Origin of the sequence: Pararhizobium sp. (assembly GCF_965279435.1) — a bacterium.
GTDB lineage: Bacteria > Pseudomonadota > Alphaproteobacteria > Rhizobiales > Rhizobiaceae > Pararhizobium.
The window spans coordinates 3,456,053-3,477,091 of the sequence record NZ_CBDIHY010000003.1; the positions used below are offsets into that span (position 1 = coordinate 3,456,053).

24 protein-coding genes, 1 tRNA gene and 1 pseudogene are annotated in these 21,039 nt (G+C 55.6%); 22 read left to right on the top strand and 4 right to left on the bottom strand.

Annotation, left to right across the window (positions count from 1 at the left end; translation table 11 throughout):
* Positions 1-111: 111 nt before the first annotated feature.
* The 9 genes from ACQY8Q_RS22555 (at position 112) to ACQY8Q_RS22595 (ending at position 6,382) form a co-directional block, all read left to right on the top strand.
* The gene (locus ACQY8Q_RS22555) at positions 112-1,500 is read left to right on the top strand and encodes a DUF1254 domain-containing protein (RefSeq protein ID WP_428429851.1); all 1,389 of its coding nucleotides are present in this window, start codon (positions 112-114) and stop codon (positions 1,498-1,500) included.
* A gap of 951 nt (positions 1,501-2,451) precedes the next feature.
* Positions 2,452-2,736 carry a hypothetical protein gene (locus ACQY8Q_RS22560; protein ID WP_428428637.1) on the top strand — a complete coding sequence of 95 codons (285 nt, stop codon included), beginning with the start codon at positions 2,452-2,454 and terminating at the stop codon, positions 2,734-2,736.
* 52 nt (positions 2,737-2,788) lie between these two features.
* Entirely contained in the window at positions 2,789-3,034 is a 246-nt protein-coding gene (locus tag ACQY8Q_RS22565; protein ID WP_428428639.1) for a hypothetical protein, read from the top strand.
* Positions 3,031-3,297, top strand: coding sequence for a hypothetical protein (locus tag ACQY8Q_RS22570; RefSeq protein WP_428428640.1), 267 nt, complete (start codon positions 3,031-3,033; stop codon positions 3,295-3,297). Before ACQY8Q_RS22565 ends, ACQY8Q_RS22570 begins: the two co-directional genes overlap by 4 nt.
* Positions 3,298-3,429: 132 nt before the next feature.
* Positions 3,430-3,759 (top strand): hypothetical protein, encoded by a 330-nt coding sequence (locus tag ACQY8Q_RS22575; protein WP_428428642.1) that lies wholly within the window; start codon positions 3,430-3,432, stop codon positions 3,757-3,759.
* 433 nt (positions 3,760-4,192) lie between these two features.
* Positions 4,193-4,369, top strand: coding sequence for a hypothetical protein (locus ACQY8Q_RS22580; protein ID WP_428428644.1), 177 nt, complete (start codon positions 4,193-4,195; stop codon positions 4,367-4,369).
* Between the two features lie 64 nt (positions 4,370-4,433).
* Positions 4,434-4,751 (top strand): hypothetical protein, encoded by a 318-nt coding sequence (locus ACQY8Q_RS22585; protein WP_428428646.1) that lies wholly within the window; start codon positions 4,434-4,436, stop codon positions 4,749-4,751.
* 425 nt (positions 4,752-5,176) lie between these two features.
* Positions 5,177-5,488 (top strand): hypothetical protein, encoded by a 312-nt coding sequence (locus ACQY8Q_RS22590; RefSeq protein ID WP_428428648.1) that lies wholly within the window; start codon positions 5,177-5,179, stop codon positions 5,486-5,488.
* 360 nt (positions 5,489-5,848) lie between these two features.
* Positions 5,849-6,382 carry a hypothetical protein gene (locus tag ACQY8Q_RS22595; RefSeq protein ID WP_428428650.1) on the top strand — a complete coding sequence of 178 codons (534 nt, stop codon included), beginning with the start codon at positions 5,849-5,851 and terminating at the stop codon, positions 6,380-6,382.
* Between the two features lie 403 nt (positions 6,383-6,785).
* Here the strand turns inward: ACQY8Q_RS22595 and ACQY8Q_RS22600 are convergent, their stop codons facing one another.
* Positions 6,786-7,100, bottom strand: a complete 315-nt coding sequence (locus tag ACQY8Q_RS22600) for a hypothetical protein (protein WP_428428652.1) — start codon at positions 7,098-7,100, stop codon at positions 6,786-6,788.
* Positions 7,101-7,200: 100 nt separating this feature from the next.
* Between ACQY8Q_RS22600 and ACQY8Q_RS22605 the strand changes: the two genes are divergently transcribed.
* On the top strand, positions 7,201-7,419 hold the full coding sequence (locus tag ACQY8Q_RS22605) for a hypothetical protein (protein WP_428428653.1): 219 nt from the start codon (positions 7,201-7,203) through the stop codon (positions 7,417-7,419).
* 94 nt (positions 7,420-7,513) lie between these two features.
* Here the strand turns inward: ACQY8Q_RS22605 and ACQY8Q_RS22610 are convergent, their stop codons facing one another.
* Positions 7,514-7,816: a hypothetical protein gene (locus ACQY8Q_RS22610; RefSeq protein WP_428428654.1), complete on the bottom strand. Its 303-nt coding sequence runs from the start codon at positions 7,814-7,816 to the stop codon at positions 7,514-7,516.
* 148 nt (positions 7,817-7,964) lie between these two features.
* Between ACQY8Q_RS22610 and ACQY8Q_RS22615 the strand changes: the two genes are divergently transcribed.
* The 5 genes and pseudogenes from ACQY8Q_RS22615 to ACQY8Q_RS22635 all read left to right on the top strand — a co-directional run bounded on the left by ACQY8Q_RS22615 (position 7,965) and on the right by ACQY8Q_RS22635 (position 11,815).
* Positions 7,965-8,492, top strand: a complete 528-nt coding sequence (locus tag ACQY8Q_RS22615; RefSeq protein ID WP_428428655.1) for a response regulator — start codon at positions 7,965-7,967, stop codon at positions 8,490-8,492.
* 690 nt (positions 8,493-9,182) lie between these two features.
* A complete protein-coding gene (locus tag ACQY8Q_RS22620) occupies positions 9,183-10,013 on the top strand; it encodes a hypothetical protein (RefSeq protein WP_428428656.1) in 831 nt (276 codons plus the stop codon).
* Between the two features lie 165 nt (positions 10,014-10,178).
* Positions 10,179-10,523: pseudogene (locus tag ACQY8Q_RS22625) on the top strand (integrase core domain-containing protein); the annotation flags it as partial.
* Between the two features lie 61 nt (positions 10,524-10,584).
* Complete coding sequence (locus tag ACQY8Q_RS22630; protein WP_428428657.1) at positions 10,585-11,109, top strand: hypothetical protein; 525 nt, start codon at positions 10,585-10,587, stop codon at positions 11,107-11,109.
* A gap of 91 nt (positions 11,110-11,200) precedes the next feature.
* Positions 11,201-11,815: a hypothetical protein gene (locus ACQY8Q_RS22635; RefSeq protein ID WP_428428659.1), complete on the top strand. Its 615-nt coding sequence runs from the start codon at positions 11,201-11,203 to the stop codon at positions 11,813-11,815.
* Between the two features lie 375 nt (positions 11,816-12,190).
* On the opposite strand, the gene ACQY8Q_RS22640 is transcribed toward ACQY8Q_RS22635, so the two are convergent.
* Positions 12,191-12,266 (bottom strand) — tRNA-Lys (locus tag ACQY8Q_RS22640).
* A 190-nt stretch (positions 12,267-12,456) separates the two neighbouring features.
* Between ACQY8Q_RS22640 and ACQY8Q_RS22645 the strand changes: the two genes are divergently transcribed.
* Entirely contained in the window at positions 12,457-13,206 is a 750-nt protein-coding gene (locus ACQY8Q_RS22645) for a cytochrome c biogenesis CcdA family protein (RefSeq protein WP_428428661.1), read from the top strand.
* A gap of 30 nt (positions 13,207-13,236) precedes the next feature.
* Complete coding sequence (locus ACQY8Q_RS22650) at positions 13,237-14,214, top strand: AEC family transporter (RefSeq protein ID WP_428428663.1); 978 nt, start codon at positions 13,237-13,239, stop codon at positions 14,212-14,214.
* Here the strand turns inward: ACQY8Q_RS22650 and ACQY8Q_RS22655 are convergent.
* Positions 14,182-15,387, bottom strand: coding sequence for a UbiH/UbiF family hydroxylase (locus ACQY8Q_RS22655; RefSeq protein WP_428428664.1), 1,206 nt, complete (start codon positions 15,385-15,387; stop codon positions 14,182-14,184). The genes ACQY8Q_RS22650 and ACQY8Q_RS22655 overlap by 33 nt on opposite strands.
* Positions 15,388-15,665: 278 nt before the next feature.
* On the opposite strand from ACQY8Q_RS22655, the gene pcsA reads away from it, so the two are divergent.
* The 5 genes from pcsA to ACQY8Q_RS22680 are packed head-to-tail and all read left to right on the top strand — an operon-like array spanning position 15,666 to position 21,009.
* The gene (gene pcsA, locus ACQY8Q_RS22660; RefSeq protein WP_428428666.1) at positions 15,666-16,391 is read left to right on the top strand and encodes a phosphatidylcholine synthase; all 726 of its coding nucleotides are present in this window, start codon (positions 15,666-15,668) and stop codon (positions 16,389-16,391) included.
* A gap of 9 nt (positions 16,392-16,400) precedes the next feature.
* Positions 16,401-17,378, top strand: coding sequence for a quinone oxidoreductase family protein (locus ACQY8Q_RS22665; protein ID WP_428428668.1), 978 nt, complete (start codon positions 16,401-16,403; stop codon positions 17,376-17,378).
* A gap of 52 nt (positions 17,379-17,430) precedes the next feature.
* The gene (locus tag ACQY8Q_RS22670; protein ID WP_428428669.1) at positions 17,431-19,005 is read left to right on the top strand and encodes an ABC transporter ATP-binding protein; all 1,575 of its coding nucleotides are present in this window, start codon (positions 17,431-17,433) and stop codon (positions 19,003-19,005) included.
* On the top strand, positions 18,995-20,089 hold the full coding sequence (locus tag ACQY8Q_RS22675; RefSeq protein ID WP_428428670.1) for an ABC transporter permease: 1,095 nt from the start codon (positions 18,995-18,997) through the stop codon (positions 20,087-20,089). The genes ACQY8Q_RS22670 and ACQY8Q_RS22675 overlap by 11 nt, the downstream gene beginning before the upstream one ends.
* Complete coding sequence (locus ACQY8Q_RS22680; protein WP_428428672.1) at positions 20,089-21,009, top strand: ABC transporter permease; 921 nt, start codon at positions 20,089-20,091, stop codon at positions 21,007-21,009. The genes ACQY8Q_RS22675 and ACQY8Q_RS22680 overlap by 1 nt, the downstream gene beginning before the upstream one ends.
* The last annotated feature ends 30 nt before the right edge of the window (positions 21,010-21,039 follow it).

The following is a 21,039-nucleotide window of genomic DNA, read 5'->3' on the forward strand; positions in this document are numbered from 1 at the left end:
AACAGCATGACGGCGGCAGACGCATTTTTGAACCTCAGCGGCAGGTCATGCCGTCGCGCGTTACTATCGATTTTGATGGCTTCGAGCATCGGCCCTATTGCCATTCCAGCAATGGCCGACGATATCGTCATTATTGCCGAGAAGGCCGACGCAAAGACCGTCGGCATCCTTGAGATAAAGGATATCGCCGAGCAAGGCTTCATCTACGGCCTGCCGCTTGTCATGAACTACGCGGTCATGCAGGAGTTTGCGGTCGATAAGAACTCCGGGCAGTACAAGGCTCCATTCAACGTTCTTTTGAACGAGCATCGAACCTTCACGCCGGACGATACCGCCGTCATCACTCCAAACAGCGACACACCCTATTCGTCGGCATGGCTTGATCTACGGGCGGAGCCAATGGTCATATCCGTTCCTGAGGTCGAGAAGGATCGCTACTACTCCGTTCAGTTGATCGACGGCAGCACCAACAACTACGGTTACATTGGAAGCCGTGCCACCGGAGACGATGCGGGAGACTATCTTGTTGTAGGCCCTGACTGGAATGGGACCATCCCCGCCGGGATCAAGCAGGTTTTTAAATCGACGACGCCTTTCAGTCTAACACTCTTCAGAACCCAACTCCTCCACCCGGACGATATGGCAAACGTCGAGAAGGTGCAGGCAGGCTACAAGGTTCAGCCGCTTTCGAGTTTCCTCAAAACACCAGCACCGGCCCCAGCGGCTGAGATCGATTTTCTTCCCGCAGACACGGCCGGGATTAAAGATAACTTCTTCCAATACCTGGACGCCGCACTGCAGTTCGTTCCAGAGACACCGAAGGACAAAGCGATCCGAGACAAGCTTGCGAGCATCGGTATCGGACCCGGCAAGACATTCGAGTTCAAGGACCTGTCGCTTGAGCATAAGGCTGCCATTCTGCTCGCTATGAAGCAAGGCGACGGTCAGGTCGACAAGTTCCTGTCCTCGGGGATGAAGGTAATCAACGGCTGGAACGTCGGTGCATTTTTCGGAGACAAGGCTTTTTTCGACGGCAATTGGTTGATGCGTGCGGGTGCTGCAAAGGGTGGCATCTACGGCAACGATGCGGTCGAAGCGATGTATCCGTTCACAAGGATAGATTCGACTGGCAAACCGCTGGACGGCAACAAGCACACTTACACCATCACTTTTCCGGCCGGGAAGTTGCCGCCGGTGAAGTCGTTCTGGTCGGTGACCATGTACGATGCCAAGAGCCAGCTTTTGATCAAGAACCCGATCAACAGATACCTGATCAATTCGCCGATGTTATCCGACATGAAGAAGAACGAAGATGGCTCACTGACCATCTACGTCCAGAAGGACAACCCAGGAGCTGACAAGGAGGCCAACTGGCTGCCAGCTCCGGACGATACGATCTATCTCGTCATGCGCTTGTATTGGCCTGATCCTAAGTCACCTTCCATCCTGCCAGCCGGAACAGGTACCTGGGAGCCGCCTGCTGTCGTAAAAGCTTTGTAGGCTGAAACGGAAGGCCATGTTCGACAGTCAGGGGTGTGGCCTTCCCCCATGCGGCATCACGGATGTTCCTCCGTTAAACTCGCCAACCATTCATTTGCACCGTGCCACCGCCTATTCCATCGTCGCAGCGCATCAAGGCAATCTTGAGCTAGACCATCCAATTTCATTCAAGGCGCGAGCGCTTCGAACATGATGCGCGTTGATGTCCGATTTTAACGCAAAGCAGCCGTTGGCGGGTGTCGTTTCTATTCTGGCAGGCAGTCCACAAAACCATGCCGGGGGGAGCAATAATGTTGCGCGTTGCTTACTTGGCCGGGGACCGGCGGGGGTCCATAGCGCGTGTTTCTCCAAAATTCTAACTTTTGAAGTTATGCCATTATAATGGAATAGCATATAAGAAATTTCCGCTCATAATAAATACCAAAAGTCAAGCTCTTTCGTGTCAGCTGGTCGCTCTTTTCCGTCAGGGTTGGCCCACAGCACGATGTCAGCGCAAAAACGAAGAATGACCCATGCCGGTGCTGGCGGCCCTGTACGGCGCTCTACGAGTCTCTAAGGCTTGCTTGAAAATGGCCCTCTCAATCAATGAGGGGTAGGTCAAGCGCATGCCAGATTTTCGGATTGAATTGCTGAGGTCCGGCTTGAAAAATTTAAAGCCCATTCTGCAGATCGCAATCAATATTAGGTCGGGCCGGTCGCATGGGTTTGGATGCTACGCGGCCTGATCGGCCTTGTTGCTTCCCGCCCATCCCCGGATTGAAATGGCGCAGGCCATGAGCATGGCCTTGCGTCAGCGCTGGCAAGGCCGGGCATGAGTATCGATCCATCTCAATTTCCCTTCATGATGGCGGGAAGCCTTGAGGCGAAGCCGATAGTTCGCGCAGCGGACCATGCCGAGAGAGCCACGAAAAGAGCCGGGAATGGCGATCGAAATAATATTGAAAAATCGAATTGAACACCGCAGCAGCCGAAGTTATTCAATTAGTAGGACCGGGCAAAAACAGACAAACAAACGGAAAGGTAAGTTGGAATATGAAAAATAATGAAACGGCAGTTTTGGTAGGCGCTAAGCAAATCGGTGAGGCTTTGAATGTCCCAGCCAAGAAGATCTACACGCTACTGAGCACCAATTCTATCCCTTGTGTTTTTAAGCTTGGGGGGAAAATCGCGGCACGCCGGGCTTCACTTGAGCAGTGGCTTATCGATCTTGAGACGGAAGCGAAAGCGGCGGCGTAAACAAAGGCCCAAGACAGCACGACACAACGAACAATTTAAGGAGACCATTAGAATGACATCAGAATATCACAGCGGCATGCAGGCTGGATTAATCAGCTTTGGCGCAAGCGAGGCCCAGAACATCGGCGTTATCGACCTAGCCAATCCCGGCCATGCGGCAGGAATCATTGATTTCTTTGAAAAAATCATCCCGGCAGTAAAACAAATCCAAGTCGCAGTGAACGGCAAGCCCGATACCTTGATCACTTTGATTCATGGTGCCTGGGATATTCGCATCGCTCGGCTGGTGACGGCATGAGCGCGGTTATCGCCACCCATTCCCCGGCGCTCGACGTGGCGACATTCGCAAAGCAGGACAGCAAAGCGGCCAGCGTGACCGCGATTAAGACAACGCCCGACGAGATTGTGGCAGTTGTGAAAAAAGGCCCGCTCGATATGGCCCTGATCCTAAGGCAAGCCCTTCGCGTCAATCCGGCCGTGTCTCGGGTGCTTGTAGCCCAGTTTGGACTAGCCGCCGTGTATGTTCGGGCCGCTGGCTTCTGGTCTGCAAAGGTAGCTTAAAGGCTCGGTGCAAGCAGGCCAGAAGCGGCCCTGCGCTGCGATGAAGAGTAAAGCCGGGGCCATAGCGCCGGAAACAGCAAAGCGGGCCCTATGAGGTCCACAGGTCGATTTCGGCCAATCATCAAAACAGTAATGAAACGCCCGAACGGTGCAGGCAAGGAGGCCAGCGCGGGGCCGAAGATATGGAAGGATATTGAAATGGAGAACGGGAAAAAGACGGCCGGGCATGCATTTGAAGCGCTGCATTTGGCGATGAGCAAGCTGAAGGACACTTTAGCGCAAAGCCGGGCTGATGCGCAGGTTAAGGTGACTGAAGAATTGCTTGCTGGCTTGGCGGCCAGTCTCAAGGCGCGGCGGTCGAATGATGGTGTAGAGCCGGAAGCCCAGACGCCGGACGAACCGGCCGCAAGGGCAGAGACCGAACTGGAGGCCCTTGCGCGTCTCATTGACGGGAAGGTTTGATCATGCAGGCAATCAGCGAAACCACAAGCAACCGTGAAAGCCGCACAAGCCGCGCTATGGCAGAGTACAAGGCGGACGTGCGGCGATATCTTCAGGACAATCGGCATCGGTATCGAACTGACGGAAACGTCCTTCAATCTTTGCGTATCCCTAGCGCGCTTGAAGGCCATAGCAGTGCCGTTTTGAGCGTAATTCGGGAAGAGAAACGCCGAAGCGGATACCGCATCTAGGCGCATCTAATCAAGACATCGCAGGGAATGAGTCACGGGCAACGCAAATGGTGCAGCCCTGCGGCATCCCCATGTCAAGCGCTCAGAATGGGCGCACTGGAAGAGAAGCCAAAGACCAAAGCAGTGGCAGAGAGCATGCCTATTGAAGTTGGCGACGACAGCCAGCCGGGCGAAATAGCAAATGGAATGGAGAGGATTTTAGCATGACAGCAGAGCAGTTAGAAATTTTGGGTGAAGAGATTGGGCGGGCGATTGATGAGCGGCTAGAGCCGATTTTGGCAAGGCTAGAGGCCATTGACGGCGGCAAAGCGATCAGCACGAGAAAGACGTTCAAAGATCAGATCAATCGGGCCGTGAGTAATTCCGGCCGATACCAATAACGACAAACGCGCAGGAAGGCGGCCAAAGGGCTTGCCAAGGCGCGAAATTATGAAGGAGAAAGCAATGATCATTAAAACGCAAAAAGACATGGACCTACTTGTGGACGTTGTTCACGGTTGCATGGAGAGGGTGATCCCGGCCCTTATTGCACGGATTGAGGTACTTGAAGGCGGCGGCGGATCGCAGGTTGCGCAGAACAAAGCGGCGTTCAAAAAGGCCCAGATCAGGGCTGCGAAGCTGCAGGCCAGCAATAACGCGCGTATTATCGCTGATATAAAAGCTGATATGGCCAAAGCCGCCCTTGACAAGCGTTTGCACGAGTTGATGGCTGAGAGCGCGGTTCGGCGGGCAGGCAAGCCGCTCCCGGTAGTGCCTTACTAGTCAGCCGTCCGAACGAATGACGACAAGAGCCCGCGAGACAGCTTTAACCGGCTGTCAGCGGCCTTTCGCATTTGTGGGTGTCTCATCATCACCGGGCCGAAACTGCAGCCAGCGGGCAAGGTCAGGGGTTATCGATGCGGCGGGCTTGGCGGATGGCGATTGATCCAGCCCGGGCAATCTCAAAATAATCATCAGGGATGGCGGGCAGCACAAGAGGCGTAAGCCGATTGCACGCGATAGCGGGCCATGCCGAGAGACAGTTGCGCGCAAGCATGGAGTCAAAACGTCACCGGGCCTTTCTTTATGTCGAGATATGGCCGGGCATATCCAGAGCCGGACAAGGGCGACTCAGAGCGAGCTTTAAGGGCGTGTGATGAGCAATGCGCCGTGAAAGCGGCAATCTCGCTGTATGACTCTCTCTGTCAATGTTGGCGCAGATCGTCCAGGCATTTCATCCCGGTTATTATTGCCGCAATCCGGTCTATATTGCCTGTAAGGTGATCGCCATGACAAACGAAATCAGCGCGGGCCAAGCCCTTCTCAATCTCCTTCGCGCAATCAATCCGCCCATCGGTGAGCCGCTTGGCATGTTCCAAATCGGCATCCCCTTGGTGGTTGAGCAGCGCTATGAGCAAGATGAGGTGGTGAATGAGCTATTCTCGCTGCAATCGAAAGGCTTGATTGAGTTGCTTGGCGATAACCGGTTGCGGCTGTTGAAAGCACTACCGGCCTCATAATCGGGTGCCAGTTATCGGCCGGGAATGCTCTGTACGGTAGAGCAGCCGGGGCCATTACACGGCTTTTAGAATTCTGCACGGCCACAAAGCCAAATATTCACCGGCATTCGATCGGACAGGCGGGCAAATCTGGCTTATTGAGGTGCCGCACTCGGTTGTCTTGATGGCTGACGCGCCTTCCGGCTTGCCCTTCCCGCATCATCTATACGGCTTTGATGCTAGAGCAGGGCGGACAACAGTTCGTCGTCTGTCATATCGTCAGTATCCCGTTGCGCCCGCCAACACCCACAAGCCGCTTCCGCCTGACCAATTTCTATGGAATGTTCGTCAGAGCCGGTAAGCCGATCATTTGGGAGCCTCATGCCTTCGCAGACCAAAATTACCCCGCCAATCGCGCATTTTCTAGACCAGATCGAAGAGGCAAGACTGAACCTTGCAATCGGCCAATTTCCACCTGATGGGTTGATCACTCCTACCAGAGACGGCGGCTATCTCATTCGGTTTTGGGATAAAGCCGGTCCGAGGATTGATGAATGCCCAACAGCTTCAGAGGCGGTCATGTGTTTGACCAAGGCGGTGAATGCGGCTTTGTCCAGACAATCCGTGGCGCGCCATATTTCTCATTTTTTCTATAAAGCCTACTTCGAAGCCGTGGATGCGAGGCGACCGCGAACCGTAACACCCTTGGAAGCAAATCTGTGTGGTGCTGGTGAAAAACTGGCTAGGGCTATGGTGGATTACAATGCCATCAATCGTGGGCGGCTGGAAGGCGGTCCAAAGGCCAGATTGCCCGGCGAGTTTCCGGGGGTAGCGCTTCGAGTCGACAGACTTATTAGGCGGGCAAATGCACTTTACGAAAAGGTTAAGGCAGAAGCGGCTTCTGTGCGGGGCTGATGTCGCAATTCAGTTGTTAGAAGGCAACTGGTTAGGATCTGTGAAGGCGCTGGCGGAAGCCAAGTGACATCCGCATTCCAGCGTAAACGGAAGTGCTATTTAAATGGCAAGATGACAGCTGTTCTGGCTGACCGCTTCCGCTGCTCTTCCTCATCAAAAATCGCCTCGTATTCACTGATGGTTTCGTGAGCAGACGAGCCCGTTTCTCAAATTGAATCCGCTGTTGAACGCACTCGAACCGGCTTGCGACCAATGCACCGCGCAGTTCTTCTATCGTTTTGTGTGCATCCAACAGCTTTTGTTTGTTGTCGCCGTACGCGACTATTCCAAGGGATACGCCAAGGACGAAAGCGAACATCACGATAATTAGTATTGAGAAAGTGAGCATCGCAAGCCGTCCATTTTAGGCTACACTAATGCCTTCTATCCCGAATAGTAAGTCGTTTACCCGGTCCAAGTGTTTTTCACACATATCGAGATGTACCAATCCCGCTTCCATCATGTCGGCAGCTCTCGCTGCTTGCGGAAAGTTTAGTGCCTCCTCAAATAGGGCGATTGCCTTTTCTGCACGGTATGCGGCGGCTTGGGCGGCTATATGAGCTGATTTTGTACGTGGCGTCTCAGTCCGTTGAATGAGTGAGAGTGCTGCTTGCTTGTGTTTCATTGCGGTAGCGGCGCTTGCGTTTATTAGCGTGATAAATGCATCTTGTGATGACATCTTCAAATTCTCCCATTTTCGCGCAAACGATAAGCATGTTGATCAGAGAAAACTAAAATACACGGCTATTCTTCGAAATCCAATTTCAAAGGGAACTCATATGAGAATCGACATAAGCAATCCCAAGCTGATCAAGTCGCAATTGACGCTGGTTTCTAGCGCTCCGTTGCGCGGGCTATTGGTCATGGAGACTGATCAAGGGCAGACGCGCGTTGAGATTGATGAAGACAGCGCGAACGGTCTACTTGACGAGGTGCTGGCGCTGTTTGGCGTTCGTCGCCCATCGGCGGGCGATATGGAGACCAGCGCTAGGCTATGATGGCTCCGTAAGCTTATGGACGGCGACCGGGTGAGGCTGATGAAGCCATTGCCTTAGGCCGAATTCTGTTAAAGCGGTTCCGTGTCGATAAGCTTTATTTGATTGGCACGATGACCGCCGATTTGGCTGTGTGTGCGTCCTTCGCGATCTGGTCGAATTCCGCTTCGTAATTCTCAATCACGGTATGGGCGCATGAGAGACGTTTTTCATATACCCGCCTTTGCTCGACAGACTGAATATTGCTTGAACCTAAGTCCGTCCGCAGTTTCTCTAACTCAAAATTGGTATTTTTCAGTTTTATCTTCGTCGGTAGGCAAATTTGATAAACAATAGTTGCACCCGCTACAAATGCAGCAATAACGATCAACCAAAACAATTCGTATGAAATGGTGATCATTTCTAGACCTTTTCTGACGCTTCAGATTGTAGCTTATCAGAAAGACCTAGCTAAACATGTCTTATTTTACTCGACTCTGGTCTAGCTGGTCTATAACACTGATTTTTCGCGTAGCGTGCGAGCCTCTGACCAGATCGGCTTTTGTCTTATGACCGCACTCGCTTCGCCGATCCTCGTTTTCGAGGACGAACCCCTCATCGCGCTTGATATCGAGGACATGCTCAATCAAGCCGGTTACGAGAACCTGACTTTGCTCACCACATGTGCGGCTGGTCACGAATTCCTAGCCAACCACACACCTGCGGTAGCAATCGTTGATATCAGTCTCAAGGACGGCGACTGCACCGATCTTGTAAGGGTTCTGGTGTCTCGGAATGTCCCAGTAATCGTCGCTTCCGGCACTAATAAAACCGATGCAGACGAGATTTTCACGCAATCGGTTTGGATTGCCAAGCCTTGGAACCCTTTTGAGTTTATAGCTGCTGTTGCAAAAGCGCTCGAACAGCCGACATTGAAGCAGGGAAGACGCCCTAGAGGTGGTTCTGCGCGAGGTGAGTTCGAACAGTCAAAGCGCGAAGCGGATTTGATCATTGGTTCCAGCCGTGAGGCAGAACAACATAAAACTGAATTGCTCAGAGCGCTTCGGTTAACCCGCGATGGCGGCACTACAGACTAGCGGTCCTTGAATGTAGACCTACCCCACTACACCAAAAGTGGTACGTGCTGTACACACAATCATCGATCGTTCGTGAACGGTTCGCTGATCGTTTCCGGAAGTATAAGCCTTTGCTGTATTTCTTGCTCCTTAGATGAAACCAACAATTGCAAGCCGTTCAAGTGTGTAATATATTACGTGCGGCTTATATTGGTGTCTCCCAATCAGCCCGATTGAGCCTTTTCATGGCAGATTGGTCGCCTTGCCATTACCAGTCTGCCATTTCTTTTTGCTGTTCGGCTTGCTTTTTTGCGGCGTTCCCGTGTGGTGTGCGGGCAGGGCAAGCGAAGCGCGGCAGGCATCCCCAAAAGTGCCGTAGAACAAGAGCCGCATAAGCCGGGCGACCGATCCGGCCGGGCATTTGTTTGCGCTCTGGCTTGAGGCTGTATCAGGTTCGAATACGGCGAGCGTTGGTTTTTGGTCTGAGCGGTAGCGGCAGGATGGCGGAAAGCTGAGGCGTGGCGGGCAGTAAGCCCAAGGGCTTGCGCAGGTTCTCAAATGGTCGCTTCAAACCCCAGCAAATCTACGAGGATAGCGCGCGGAATGCCTCGGCCAAGGTGAAAGACTATTATGAGCGGCTTACGGCCCCCAACGGGCTGAAGCTTACGGACTGACCTGCACAGGTATCATGAAATGGGAGAGGAACTACAAGTGCCCAAAGACACGCCGTCCCCTCAGGATACAACTGCCCAGACCGTGACAATCACCCTAAGCCGTGATGGGGTAGTGGCTCCAGCCTTGCGCACCATGCGAAGGGCAAGCGAAATTGTTGCATTCACGTTAAACAGTTTAACGGACGCTGATTTGAGTGAGTCGCCGCGCCCAAAAAGTGGTTCGAACATCGGGCTGCAATTTGCCGACGAGCCAGAGGGCTATGATCGCAAGAACGACTTTATCGACTGGGTACTTGAGCGGGGCTTTCGCGACCTGGCTCATGGTGTAAGGGCTTCGTTGGAAGAGGCCTATCTTTATATCAACCTAATTCGTGACGCGGGAAAGGTCACTATTTGGGGAGAATTTGAAGCGCTGCACGATCTGATGAAAAAGGCGGCTAATCGAATGAATTTCAAGAACCTTATGCGCGAAGTCAATGCTGGGCTGAAGGAACCACTTGCCTTCGAGGAGGAGTTTTTGTCCCTGCAGAAGGTGCGGAATTGCTTAGAGCATCGCCATGGTATCGTGGCCGAGATAGACGTGGACCATCCCAATGGAATGCGGCTCGCGTTGCCGCATACCAAAATTTTCTTCGTTAAGGACGGTCAAGAAATCGAGGTTGCCGTGGGGCAATACTTCAAAAAGGAGACAGCCATTTCCATTCGCCTCGATACAAGAGAGCGTTTCTTTTCGCTCGGCTCACGCGTCTCCTTCTCTGGGGAAGAGTTCGATGAAATCGCAATGGGCAGTTGGTTGTTTGCTAGCGATCTAGCATCAAAACTTCCTGACATGGCTGTTGCAGGTGAACTCGCTGGCGGAGGAAAATAGATGGGGCGGCGAGGAAGACGCAATGGAGATGGGGGGCCAGAGGCTCACTGTAATGGCCCCATAAATATCCGGACACGATCTCCCACTTGATATGTGTGCGAGGTAATGTGCCCATTATGACTAGTCACCATCCTAAGATAGAGGTCCTTTCCGGGCCTGAGCGCCGCCGTCGAGAACCGCTTCGGTCGCATCAACACCCTTCCAAAGCCCATTGAATGGCTGACCGACAACGGTTCGTGCTTCATTGCGAAGGACACGAAAACACTGCTGATGGACATCGGAATGGAGCCTTGCACGACGCAGGTTCGCAGCCCTCAGTCCAACGGAATGGCCGAAGCCTTTGTCAAAACATTCAAGCGCGACTACGTCTCGGTCAATCCCGTTCCAGACGCCGAAACCGTCATCGCCCAACTGCCATTGTGGTTCGAGCACTACAACACGCTTCACCCGCACAAGGCTTTGGGATATCGATCCCCGCGTGAGTTCTTAAACCGTCAAACAGAAATCTGATCCTGTCCGGGTTTTATGGGGCAACTCCACTCACACTGTCCTGATTTCAAATCCTGCAACGATGTGGGAGAAGCTTGCGTGGGACATTTATGTATTCCGCAAAATACAGGCAGGATATCCAACCGAAAATCAGCCGCTTGCCTACGCAGCACTCAATGCCTGTATCGCCGCTGCCAGCTTGGCCGACTGGGCAAAGAAATCGTACCGCGTCGGCCACAACAAAAAGACCGTCACAGAAAAAGAATTCGAGGCGTGGACCCACAAAGAGGTGCCACACCAACGTCTGTGCGAGGACATTGCCAACAAGGCTAAGCACGGCAGGTATGGCGGAACCGGCCACGCGGTAATTGAATATATCAATGGCGACGAAGACCTCCCACCAGCGTTTATTCTCTACCACTCTCCTGACGGAACCGATTTTCGGATCAGGGCTATCGAGATGTTCGACGCAATGAAAGATGACTGGTGGCGTTACCTTGTAAAACTGGGACTTGCCACGGGCGATAGACCCGCATCTGAGTGGTTCAAAAACGAGATGCTAAGGATTTTCGGGCCGCCACCTGCTGGATACAGCTTCAAAGGTTAGCGCGCCAATATCGGTCGGCTACCATTTCCAATCTAAGTCAAAATATCAGCTTTTGCGGCAATCGCTTCGTACTCAGCCAAGGGACCTCTGTATGCCAAAAATGAAAGTCCGCGTGCAGCAGCAAAAGCAGATTCTCGTTCACAACGATCTCTCCAACGCAGGTTACTATTTTTACAAACGTATAGGCGAGCGCCTTAAAATGGATGATCGAGAAGGTGTTGGCTTGGAAATGATGGCGTGTTTAACCATGCTTGCATTTTCCATCGAGGCCAAGGCTAACTTTCTAGGGTGGAAACTCAGCCCAAAAAAGTGGAATGAGGGAAAAACCACGAAAGAAAAGCTTAAGTCGGTTGCGAAGCAGCTTGGGGTCGCAATCGACTTCGGTAAGCGGCCCTATTCCACGGTAACTTCCCTCAAGGCATTTCGAGATGAGATCGCCCATGGTAAGCCGATAGAAAGGTTCGCGGACGATGTGAAGGTGATCGAAAGCGAAGATTTAGACCGTCACGATCCTCTTACTCCGGACTGGGATAAGTTTCTGACTCCGGAATTCATCGATCAGGCATACGAAGATGTGAACGCTATCTGGCATGATCTGCTGGGGGCGTCAGACCTCAAAGTGTATGAGACGCTCACTCAGGGTAGCAGCACTTTTGAGTTCATTGAGCACGTGGCGGCTGCGAAACTGAAAACTGGTGCCGTCTGATCTTGCGCTGGCGATATCGTCCTCATCGCGATGCCTTGCAATCAATTATCAACAGATCGTGCAGAGGAGTCACCCTAGCTGCATTTACTCGCTCTGGCGTCATTAAGGGATGCGACTTAGACGGCAATCCATTCGGCGGTTGGTGATAATCCAGAACCTACGCCGTTAGGGCGGGAAGCAGGGGCGTTAGCCCCACAACTTGGCAACTGCGATCAAATCGGCCTGTCCCTTAACCGGGACGGGCTTTTTTTATGCGCCGTTTGTGCGCCACATAACCGCCGCTAACGCCCTGAAAACCCCGGAAACGCTGAGAATCTCGGGCAATGGCGATGGCGCATATTTTGTGTCGGTATGTCTGCTAAGTGTCTGATTTTGTGGTGAGAGCGCAGGGATTCGAACCCTGGACCTACTGATTAAAAGTCAGTTGCTCTACCGACTGAGCTACGCTCTCCCAGGACCAAGCTTTTATGCCCGGTGGAAGTGGGCGGACATATGCACAGCGGGCTTGTTTTGGTCAACCCAAAAAAAGCGCAAAAGTGCAAAAACGATGATTTACAAGGAGATCGCCAAAAGGTGATTGGTTTGGCACGGTCTTCGGCGCTAAGACGGCCGGGCTTGTTGCAGGCTGGAGTTTCTAACTGGTGTCTATCGCTGATATTTCCATCTGGACCGCCGTTCTGGCGGGCGCGTTATCCTTTCTGTCGCCGTGCGTTCTGCCGCTGGTGCCGCCCTATCTCTGTTATATGGCGGGCATCTCGGTCGATCAGTTTCGTGGCGGCGAAACCCAGGTCGCGTCCACGGGCACCCGGCGCGCGGTATTTGGTGCCGCATTCCTGTTTACCCTCGGGTTTGCCACCGTTTTCGTGGCGCTCGGGGCAGGGGCTTCCAGCGTCGGCCTTGTGCTGCGCCAGCATATCGACATTCTGTCGCGTATCAGCGGCATCGTCATCATCATCATGGGTCTGCATTTCCTCGGTGTGTTCCGGATCGGCATTCTCGGCAGGGAAGCGCGTTTCCAGGGGAATGGCAAGCCGGCGACGCTGTCGGGCGCCTACATCATGGGGCTTGCCTTTGCATTTGGCTGGACGCCCTGCATCGGCCCGGTGCTCGGCACCATCCTTGGTGTTGCCGCAGCCCGCGACACGGTGACCGATGGAGCGCTGCTTCTGGCGGTTTATTCGCTAGGGCTGGCCATCCCGTTCTGGATTGCTGCCGGTTTCTCCGGTGCGTTCATGCGGTTCCTGTCACGCTTCCGCCGCCATCTCGGTCTGGTGGAAAAGCTGATGGGCATTTTTCTCATTCTCGCCGGCCTCGCCTTCGTCTTCGGCTTCATCAGTTCCATGGCCATCTGGTTCCAGGAAACCTTTCCAGTCCTGATGCAAATCGGCTAAGCACAAACCTCACGCAGAGGTTTTTGAGCAATGGCCGAAATAGCGGGTTTGGTACTGCCTTTCTTCGGCCTGATCTTTGTCGGCTATCTGACGGCGAAGTTGGCCCGCAATCCGGCAGGCGAGGGCGCTGGCGATGCCATGGGCTGGCTCAATATCTTCATCATCTATCTGGCGCTGCCGGCCTTGTTCTTCAAGCTGGTCTCGAAAACGCCGATCGAACAGCTCACCCGTTTTGACTTCGTCTTTGCCTCGATCGGCGCCACTTATACCGTCTTCGTCCTGGTGTTTGGCGTTGGCTACTGGATCCGCCGCAATTCTCTGGCCGAATCGACGGTTCAAGGGCTGGCCGGCGCCTATGGCAATATCGGCTATATGGGGCCGGGTCTGGCACTCCTGGCGTTTGGCGAACCTGCGGCCGTGCCGGTGGCACTGATCTTCTGCTTCGAGAACGTGCTCCATTTCATGGTCGCACCAGCGATGATGGCGCTGGCCGGTGACGAAAAAAGCTCACCCGGACGCCTTGTATCTGCGATTGCCAAGAAAATCCTGCTGCACCCGTTCATCCTGTCGACGATTGCCGGTGTGGTCGCAGCCTACCTCTCCTTCCAGCCGCCAGTGCCGGTTCAACGGTTGATCGATTACCTGGCGCAGGCCGCAGCACCCTGTGCCCTGTTTGCCATGGGCGTGACGCTGGCCCTGCGGCCGCTCAAGCGCATTCCTGCCGAGATCGGTTATATCGTTCCGGCAAAGCTGATTCTGCACCCGGTGCTGATGTATCTGGTGATGGGGCTCGCCGGCAATTTCAATCCGGTCTGGGTGCAGACGGCCGTCCTTCTGGCCGCATTACCGACGGCGACCAATGTCTTTGTCATCGGCCAGCAATATGGCGTCTGGCAGGAGCGGGCGTCGGCAACGATCCTGATCACCACCGTTCTGTCGGTGGCAACGGTGACGATGCTGCTTTATCTGATCAGCTCAGGCGCTCTTCCGGCCGATCTTTTCCCTTAAGGTGCTGCGCAGAGATTGCAGGGCACTGCCGGGATTGATCCCTTCGCGCATCATCAGATTGCGCAGTGGCGCCACACTGGCCAAGGCCTGCAAGCCGGCGGCGCGCAGCATCTGCACCGGCAGGAAATCTGACAACAGAGACCGATTGAGCAGATCGACGCTGACGGTGCGGCTGAGAATATCCGTCCGCCGCTTACGGTCGTAGCGCGCGCCAAAATCGTCGGAAATTGGCAAGGAGCCAAACAGGGATACGGCGGCCATGATGTCGCGCAGGCTGAGGTTGAGGCCCTGTGCGCCGATCGGCGGGAAGGCGTGTGCCGCTTCGCCGATCAGGATTGTCCGGCCCTTGCCGAAGGATTTGGCGGCCATGCCGGACAGAGGAAACGACTGGGGTGCGCCTTCGATGGCGACTTTCCCCAGCATCGACTGCATGCGCTGCTCCACTGCCAAGCCCAGCTGATCGAGCGAAAGCGACCGCATTGCGTCCGTGTCCCCGGGCTTTTGCACCCAGACAAGGCTCGATCGCAAGCCACCCGGAAGGGGGACCTGGGTGAAAGGGCCGTGCGGCGTATGGAATTCCGTCGAAATATTCTGGTGGGCCACCTGATGGGAGAAATTAAAAACAAGTGCGCTTTGCGGATAGGACCAGTTGCGCACCTCGATCCCAGCCGCTTCGCGCACACCGGATTTTCTGCCATCGGCGCCGATGACAAGGCTGGCGCTGATTGTGCGGCCGTCGTCGAGCGTCAGGATGGTGCGCCCGGTTTCGAATACGACCTCTGTCAGGCTCGCGACGATGCGCGTAAGCGACAGCCGTTTGGCGGCTTCCTGTTCCAGCAGGGCCAGAAAGGGTGCGTTGGGAATATTGTATCCGAATGCCTCCAGCCCGACTTCCGCCGCATGAAAGGTCACGGTCGGCGCACGCAGCAACCGGTTTGTCCCGTCGATGATTCGCATGCTGGACAGAGGGGCTGCCAATGGGGCAATCGCCTGCCAGATACCCAGTTTTCGCACAAGTTCGAGCGACTGATCCATCAGAGCCGTGGTTCTTCCATCGGCCTTGCCAGCCGCCGGCGCAATCAGCGCGACGCTGCGCCCCGTATCGGCAAACGCCAAAGCAGCCAGAGATCCGGCCAGCCCTGCACCGACGACTGCGATTTCAAAGTGCTCCATGGCGTGCGCTTCCCGTACATGTATCTGTTGAGGTCTCGATCTTAACCGTCGGCGGGCGCGAATGAAATGGGGTGAAATGGCGCAGATGCCCGTCGCATCCACAGCTGATTGTTGTGCTTTTGCGGTGTCCGGTGATTTTTGCTGGCAGCCAAACTCAAACGGTGCATATTACCGCCAACACCCGCACGGCTGTGCGGGACGGGAGTGTGGGCCATTGAAGCGGCCGGTTCAGCATGCTTCCAAGGAAAGCGCAGAGTAAGGACAGGGTGCGTCTGCCAATGAAGTTTTTTAACTACAAGCGCGTGCCCTACGCGGAAATTCGCGCATTTTCCGTTCATATCCTTACAGCATCCGGCTCGTTTCTGGCCTTTCTGGGTGTGGTTGCCGCAGCCGAACACCGATTCGTCGATATGTTCTGGTGGCTCGGCCTGGCGCTTGCCGTCGACGGGATCGATGGTCCGATTGCCCGCAAGGTCCGCGTAAAGGAAGTCCTGCCCAATTGGTCCGGCGATACGCTCGATAATGTCATCGACTACGTCACCTATGTGCTGCTTCCGGCCTTTGCGCTCTATCAGAGCGGCATGATCGGCGAGCCCTGGTCGTTCTTTGCTGCCGGTGCCATCGTCATGTCCAGCGCGATCTACTATGCCGACATGGGCATGAAGACGGATGAATATTTCTTCTCCGGTTTCCCGGTTGTCTGGAACATGGTGGTTTTCACGCTGTTCGTCATAGATGCCAGCGAACTGGCGGCTTCGATCGTCGTGGCCGTTTCGGTCGTTTTGACCTTCATGCCGATCAGTTTCCTGCATCCGGTGCGCGTCAAGCGTCTGCGGCCGCTCAATCTGGCCGTCTTTACAGTCTGGTCGGTGCTCAGCGGCTATGCGCTGCTGTTGCACTTCGACACACCCGCCTGGGTCGTTGCCGGCGTCGTCGGTACCGGCATTTATCTCTATGTCATCGGTTTCGTCTTGCAGATATTTCCCCGGCTTGGACGGGGTTGAGGAGGGTTCATGGCACAGGCCATCATGGTGCGCACGCTTGGCGGGCCGGAAGTTCTCAAAATCGAAGGTGTGACGCTTTCTGCGCCGGGACCGGGCGAAGTGCAGATCCGCCAGGTCGCGGTCGGCGTGAATTTCATTGACGTCTATTTCCGCACCGGTCTCTATAAGTCGGCTGAAGGGCTTCCTTTCATTCCGGGCAAAGAGGGTGCTGGCATCGTCACGGCGGTCGGCGACAACGTCAGCAGCTTCGCAGTCGGTGACCGCGTAGCCTATGCCTCTTCCGATGGTGCCTATGCCAGCGAACGGAATATCGAGATTTCGCAGCTGGTAAAGGTGCCGGACGATATTACGCTTGAAACCGCAGCAGCGATGATGCTGAAGGGCATGACGGCGCAGTATCTGCTCAACCAGACCTTCAAGGTCGGCCCTGAAACCACACTTTTGTTTCACGCCGCCGCCGGGGGCGTCGGGCTGATTGCTGGTCAATGGGCCAAGGCGCTCGGCGCGACGGTGATCGGCACGGCCGGTTCACAGGACAAGATCGATCTGGCGCTGACCCATGGCTACGACCACATGATCAATTACCGTGCCGACAATTTTGTCAGCGCGGTCAAGGAGATCACCGGTGGCAAGGGCGTCGATGTGGTCTATGATTCGGTCGGCAAGGATACCTATCCGGCTTCGCTCGACTGCATCAAGCCGCGCGGCCTCTGGGTCAGCTTTGGCAACTCGTCGGGTCCTGTCGAAGGCGTCAATATCGGCATCCTGGCGCAAAAGGGCTCGCTATTTGCAACCCGACCGACCCTATTCAGCCATGTTTCGACACGGCCGGCACTCGAGGCGTGTGCAAACTCCCTGTTTGATGTTGTGCAAAGCAACAAAGTGCGTATCAATATCAACCAGACGTATGCGCTTGCCGACGCAAGCCAGGCGCATGCGGATCTGGAAGCAAGAAAAACGAGCGGAACAACATTGCTGATTCCTTGAGACAAGCCGGAGAGGCAGCCAGGGCAGCAGAGAATGAGAAAAGAGGGGCGGCGTGTCGGCTGAGGGACAACCCGCCAACAGTCTATTGCTGGCTGTTGGCCAACTGACAAAACTGTTCGGCACATTTGCGGCCTGTAACGGAATCAATCTGGACATCACGCCTGGCGAAATCCACGCGCTTCTTGGCGAAAACGGCGCGGGAAAATCGACGCTGGTCAAGATGCTGTTCGGCGTGCTTGCTCCCACCAGCGGCCAGATCATCTGGCAGGGACAGCCGGTGCGCATCGCCAATCCCAGCGCCGCCCGCAAGCTCGGCATCGGCATGGTATTCCAGCATTTTTCGCTGTTCGAGGCTCTGACCGTCGCTGAAAATATCGCCCTGTCGATGGATCCGGGCGTGTCGTTGGCAAAGATCGCCAAGGAGGCGTCCGATCTGTCGCACGCCTATGGCCTTCCGCTCGATCCGCATGCGCATGTGGCCGATCTTTCCGTCGGCGAGCGCCAGCGCATCGAAATCGTCCGCGCTTTGCTGCAAAATCCGAAGCTGATCATTCTCGACGAGCCGACCTCGGTGCTGACACCACAGGAAGCTGATCGGCTGTTTGAAACGCTGAACAAGCTGAAGGCCGAAGGGCGCTCGGTTCTCTATATCAGTCACCGGCTGGAAGAGGTGCAGCGCATCTGCGACCGCGCCACCGTTCTGCGCCACGGCAAGGTGACGGGCGCCTGCGATCCGCGCCAGGAAACCCCGTCGTCGCTGGCCCGCATGATGGTCGGCAGCGACATCGCGCATGTCAGTGCCGAAGGCACGAATGCCAAAGGCGCGGTCAAGCTGGAGGCCCGGCATCTGTCAGCTTCAGCAAGAACCCCTTTTGCGGTTTCCCTGAAGAATATCTGTCTCAAGGTGCATGCCGGTGAAGTGCTGGCAATCGCCGGTGTCGCGGGTAACGGGCAGGGCGAACTGTTCGATGCCTTGTCCGGTGAATACCCGGTCGCCAGTGACGATGTCATTCTGATCTCCGACAAGCCTGTCGGTACGCGCGGCATCAATGCCCGCCGGCTGATGGGCGCCGGCTTCGTGCCGGAGGAGCGCCATGGACATGCCGCCGTTTCGGCACTGTCGCTTTCTGACAATCTCATCCTTGCCCGCAGCCAGTCTGACCGCCGCGCCTTTCTCGGTGGCGGTCCGCTCGGGCTGATCCGTCAGGATGCCGTCAAGATGGCGGCAAAACGCATTTCCGCAGCAATGGATGTGCGCAAGAGCGGCGAAAATCCGTCAGCCGGGTCGCTGTCGGGCGGCAATCTGCAGAAATTCATTGTCGGGCGCGAGCTCGACCGCCAGCCGACGGTGCTGATCGTCAACCAGCCGACCTGGGGGGTGGACGCCGGTGCAGCCAGCCGTATTCGTCAGGCGCTTGTCGATCTCGCCAAATCCGGCTCCGCTGTCCTCGTCATCAGCCAGGACATCGATGAAATCTTCGAAGTGGCGACGGAAATCGCCGTGATCAGCGAAGGTAGGCTGTCCGATATCTATCCGGCATCGGACCTTTCGCGCGAGAAAATCGGACTGTTGATGGGCGGCATGTATGGCAAGACCGAGACTGCGGAGACGGCGCATGCGCATTGAACTGGAACGGCGCCCGGACGTCTCAAAACTGTTTTCCATCCTGTCGCCGTTCATCGCGCTCGGGCTGACGCTGGTCTTCGGCGGCATCATGTTCATGATGCTTGGCAAGGACCCGCTTGCAGCGCTCTACAGTTTCTTCATCGAGCCGTTGACCGAAATCTGGTCGCTGCATGAACTGGCGATCAAGGCAGCCCCGCTCATTCTCATCGCGGTCGGCCTGTCGGTCTGCTATCGCTCGAACAATTGGAACATCGGCGCCGAAGGCCAGTTCATCATGGGGGCGATCGCCGGGTCAATCCTGCCCGTCGTGTTCTATGAATGGCAATCGCCGCTGGTTCTGCCGCTGATGATGCTGCTCGGCATGCTGGGCGGTGCGCTGTTTGCCGGTATTCCGGCCTTCCTCAAAGCGCATATGAACACCAACGAAATCCTGACAAGTTTGATGCTGGTCTATGTCGCGCAGCTGTTTCTCGACTGGCTGGTGCGCGGTCCCTGGCGCAATCCGGGCGGCATGAATTTCCCGGAAACCCGGACCTTCGACGCAACCGCCATCTTGCCGGAAATGTTGGCGTCGGGGCGGGCGCACTGGGGATTCGGATTTGCGATCATCGCCGCGATCCTGATCTGGTTCATGATGCGTTACACCCTGAAGGGGTTTGAAATCACCGTGCTTGGCCAGTCCCAGCGGGCAGGGCGTTTCGCCGGCTTTTCGTCCCGCAAGATGATCTGGTTTTCCATGCTGCTTTCCGGCGCTCTCGCCGGTCTTGCCGGTATCGCTGAAGTCAGCGGCGCCATCCAGCAGCTGCGGCCGGTCATTTCGCCCGGTTATGGTTTCACTGCCATCATCGTCGCCTTTCTCGGGCGGCTCAATCCGCTGGGGATCGTCGTTGCCGGGCTAGTGCTGGCGCTGACCTATCTCGGCGGTGAGGCTGTACAGGTATCGCTACAGATTTCCGACAAGCCGATCCGGGTATTTCAGGGGCTTCTATTATTCTTCGTGCTCTCCTGCGACACGCTCATCCACTATAAGATCCGGATGATGTGGTACGACTTGAACGACACGACCGGCGAGGGTGCGCGCTGATGGGTATCTATGAAGCCATCCTTCTGACGGTCATTACGGCGGCCACACCGCTTGTCTTGGCGGCCATCGGCGAACTCGTCAGCGAGCGTTCCGGCGTTCTCAATCTCGGCGTCGAGGGCATGATCATCATGGGGGCCGCCTGCGCCTTCATCGCGACGCAATTAACCGGATCTCCCTATGTCGGCATTCTCGCCGGTATCGCATCAGGGGCGCTGTTTTCGCTGCTGTTTGGCTTCCTCACCTTGACGCTTGTCGCCAATCAGGTGGCGACGGGATTGGCCCTGACCATTCTTGGGTTGGGCGTTTCCAGCATGATTGCCGAGCCCTATCTCGGACAATCCGGCATCAAGCTGCCGCAGATCGTCTTCCCGGTCCTGTCGGATATTCCGTTCCTGGGCGCTGTTCTGTTCAAGCAGGATCTGATCTTCTATCTGTCGATCGCGCTGGTCGCCGGTGTGAACTGGTTCCTGTTCAAGAGCCGCGCCGGCCTGAAGCTCCGCTCCGTCGGCGACAGCCATGCCTCGGCGCATGCACTTGGCATCAACGTCATTCGCACCCGTTACCTCGCCGTGATGTTCGGTGGCGCCTGCGCCGGGTTGGCCGGGGCGCAGCTGTCTCTGGTCTACACGCCGCAATGGGCGGAAAACATGTCAGCCGGGCGTGGCTGGATTGCGCTGGCGCTGGTGGTCTTTGCCTCCTGGCGTCCATGGCGGATCATTGCTGGCGGTTATCTGTTCGGCGCCGTCTCGATCAGCCAGCTCTATGTGCAGGCCCGCGGCATCGACATTCCTTCGCAGTTTCTGTCTGCTCTTCCCTATCTGGCGACAATTATCGTACTCATTCTCATCTCGCACAATCGGCGCACGACGTTGATCAATACGCCGGCATCGCTGGGCAAGTCCTTTGTGCCGGACCGGTAAACAAGAACAACAACGCAAACCAAACCTACA

Excerpts from the sequence above, each read along its gene's own strand:
- ACQY8Q_RS22600 (WP_428428652.1), bottom strand. The coding sequence starts at position 7,100 with ATGTCATCACAAGATGCATTTATCACGCTAATAAACGCAAGCGCCGCT.
- ACQY8Q_RS22630 (WP_428428657.1), top strand. The coding sequence starts at position 10,585 with ATGTGGGAGAAGCTTGCGTGGGACATTTATGTATTCCGCAAAATACAG.
- ACQY8Q_RS22650 (WP_428428663.1), top strand. The coding sequence starts at position 13,237 with ATGGCCGAAATAGCGGGTTTGGTACTGCCTTTCTTCGGCCTGATCTTT.
- ACQY8Q_RS22590 (WP_428428648.1), top strand. The coding sequence starts at position 5,177 with ATGTTGGCGCAGATCGTCCAGGCATTTCATCCCGGTTATTATTGCCGC.
- ACQY8Q_RS22570 (WP_428428640.1), top strand. The coding sequence starts at position 3,031 with ATGAGCGCGGTTATCGCCACCCATTCCCCGGCGCTCGACGTGGCGACA.
- ACQY8Q_RS22680 (WP_428428672.1), top strand. The coding sequence starts at position 20,089 with ATGGGTATCTATGAAGCCATCCTTCTGACGGTCATTACGGCGGCCACA.
- ACQY8Q_RS22575 (WP_428428642.1), top strand. The coding sequence starts at position 3,430 with ATGAAACGCCCGAACGGTGCAGGCAAGGAGGCCAGCGCGGGGCCGAAG.
- ACQY8Q_RS22555 (WP_428429851.1), top strand. The coding sequence starts at position 112 with ATGGCCGACGATATCGTCATTATTGCCGAGAAGGCCGACGCAAAGACC.
- ACQY8Q_RS22610 (WP_428428654.1), bottom strand. The coding sequence starts at position 7,816 with ATGATCACCATTTCATACGAATTGTTTTGGTTGATCGTTATTGCTGCA.
- ACQY8Q_RS22595 (WP_428428650.1), top strand. The coding sequence starts at position 5,849 with ATGCCTTCGCAGACCAAAATTACCCCGCCAATCGCGCATTTTCTAGAC.
- pcsA (WP_428428666.1), top strand. The coding sequence starts at position 15,666 with ATGAAGTTTTTTAACTACAAGCGCGTGCCCTACGCGGAAATTCGCGCA.
- ACQY8Q_RS22665 (WP_428428668.1), top strand. The coding sequence starts at position 16,401 with ATGGCACAGGCCATCATGGTGCGCACGCTTGGCGGGCCGGAAGTTCTC.
- ACQY8Q_RS22585 (WP_428428646.1), top strand. The coding sequence starts at position 4,434 with ATGATCATTAAAACGCAAAAAGACATGGACCTACTTGTGGACGTTGTT.
- ACQY8Q_RS22635 (WP_428428659.1), top strand. The coding sequence starts at position 11,201 with ATGCCAAAAATGAAAGTCCGCGTGCAGCAGCAAAAGCAGATTCTCGTT.
- ACQY8Q_RS22605 (WP_428428653.1), top strand. The coding sequence starts at position 7,201 with ATGAGAATCGACATAAGCAATCCCAAGCTGATCAAGTCGCAATTGACG.
- ACQY8Q_RS22580 (WP_428428644.1), top strand. The coding sequence starts at position 4,193 with ATGACAGCAGAGCAGTTAGAAATTTTGGGTGAAGAGATTGGGCGGGCG.
- ACQY8Q_RS22615 (WP_428428655.1), top strand. The coding sequence starts at position 7,965 with ATGACCGCACTCGCTTCGCCGATCCTCGTTTTCGAGGACGAACCCCTC.
- ACQY8Q_RS22565 (WP_428428639.1), top strand. The coding sequence starts at position 2,789 with ATGACATCAGAATATCACAGCGGCATGCAGGCTGGATTAATCAGCTTT.
- ACQY8Q_RS22655 (WP_428428664.1), bottom strand. The coding sequence starts at position 15,387 with ATGGAGCACTTTGAAATCGCAGTCGTCGGTGCAGGGCTGGCCGGATCT.
- ACQY8Q_RS22675 (WP_428428670.1), top strand. The coding sequence starts at position 18,995 with ATGCGCATTGAACTGGAACGGCGCCCGGACGTCTCAAAACTGTTTTCC.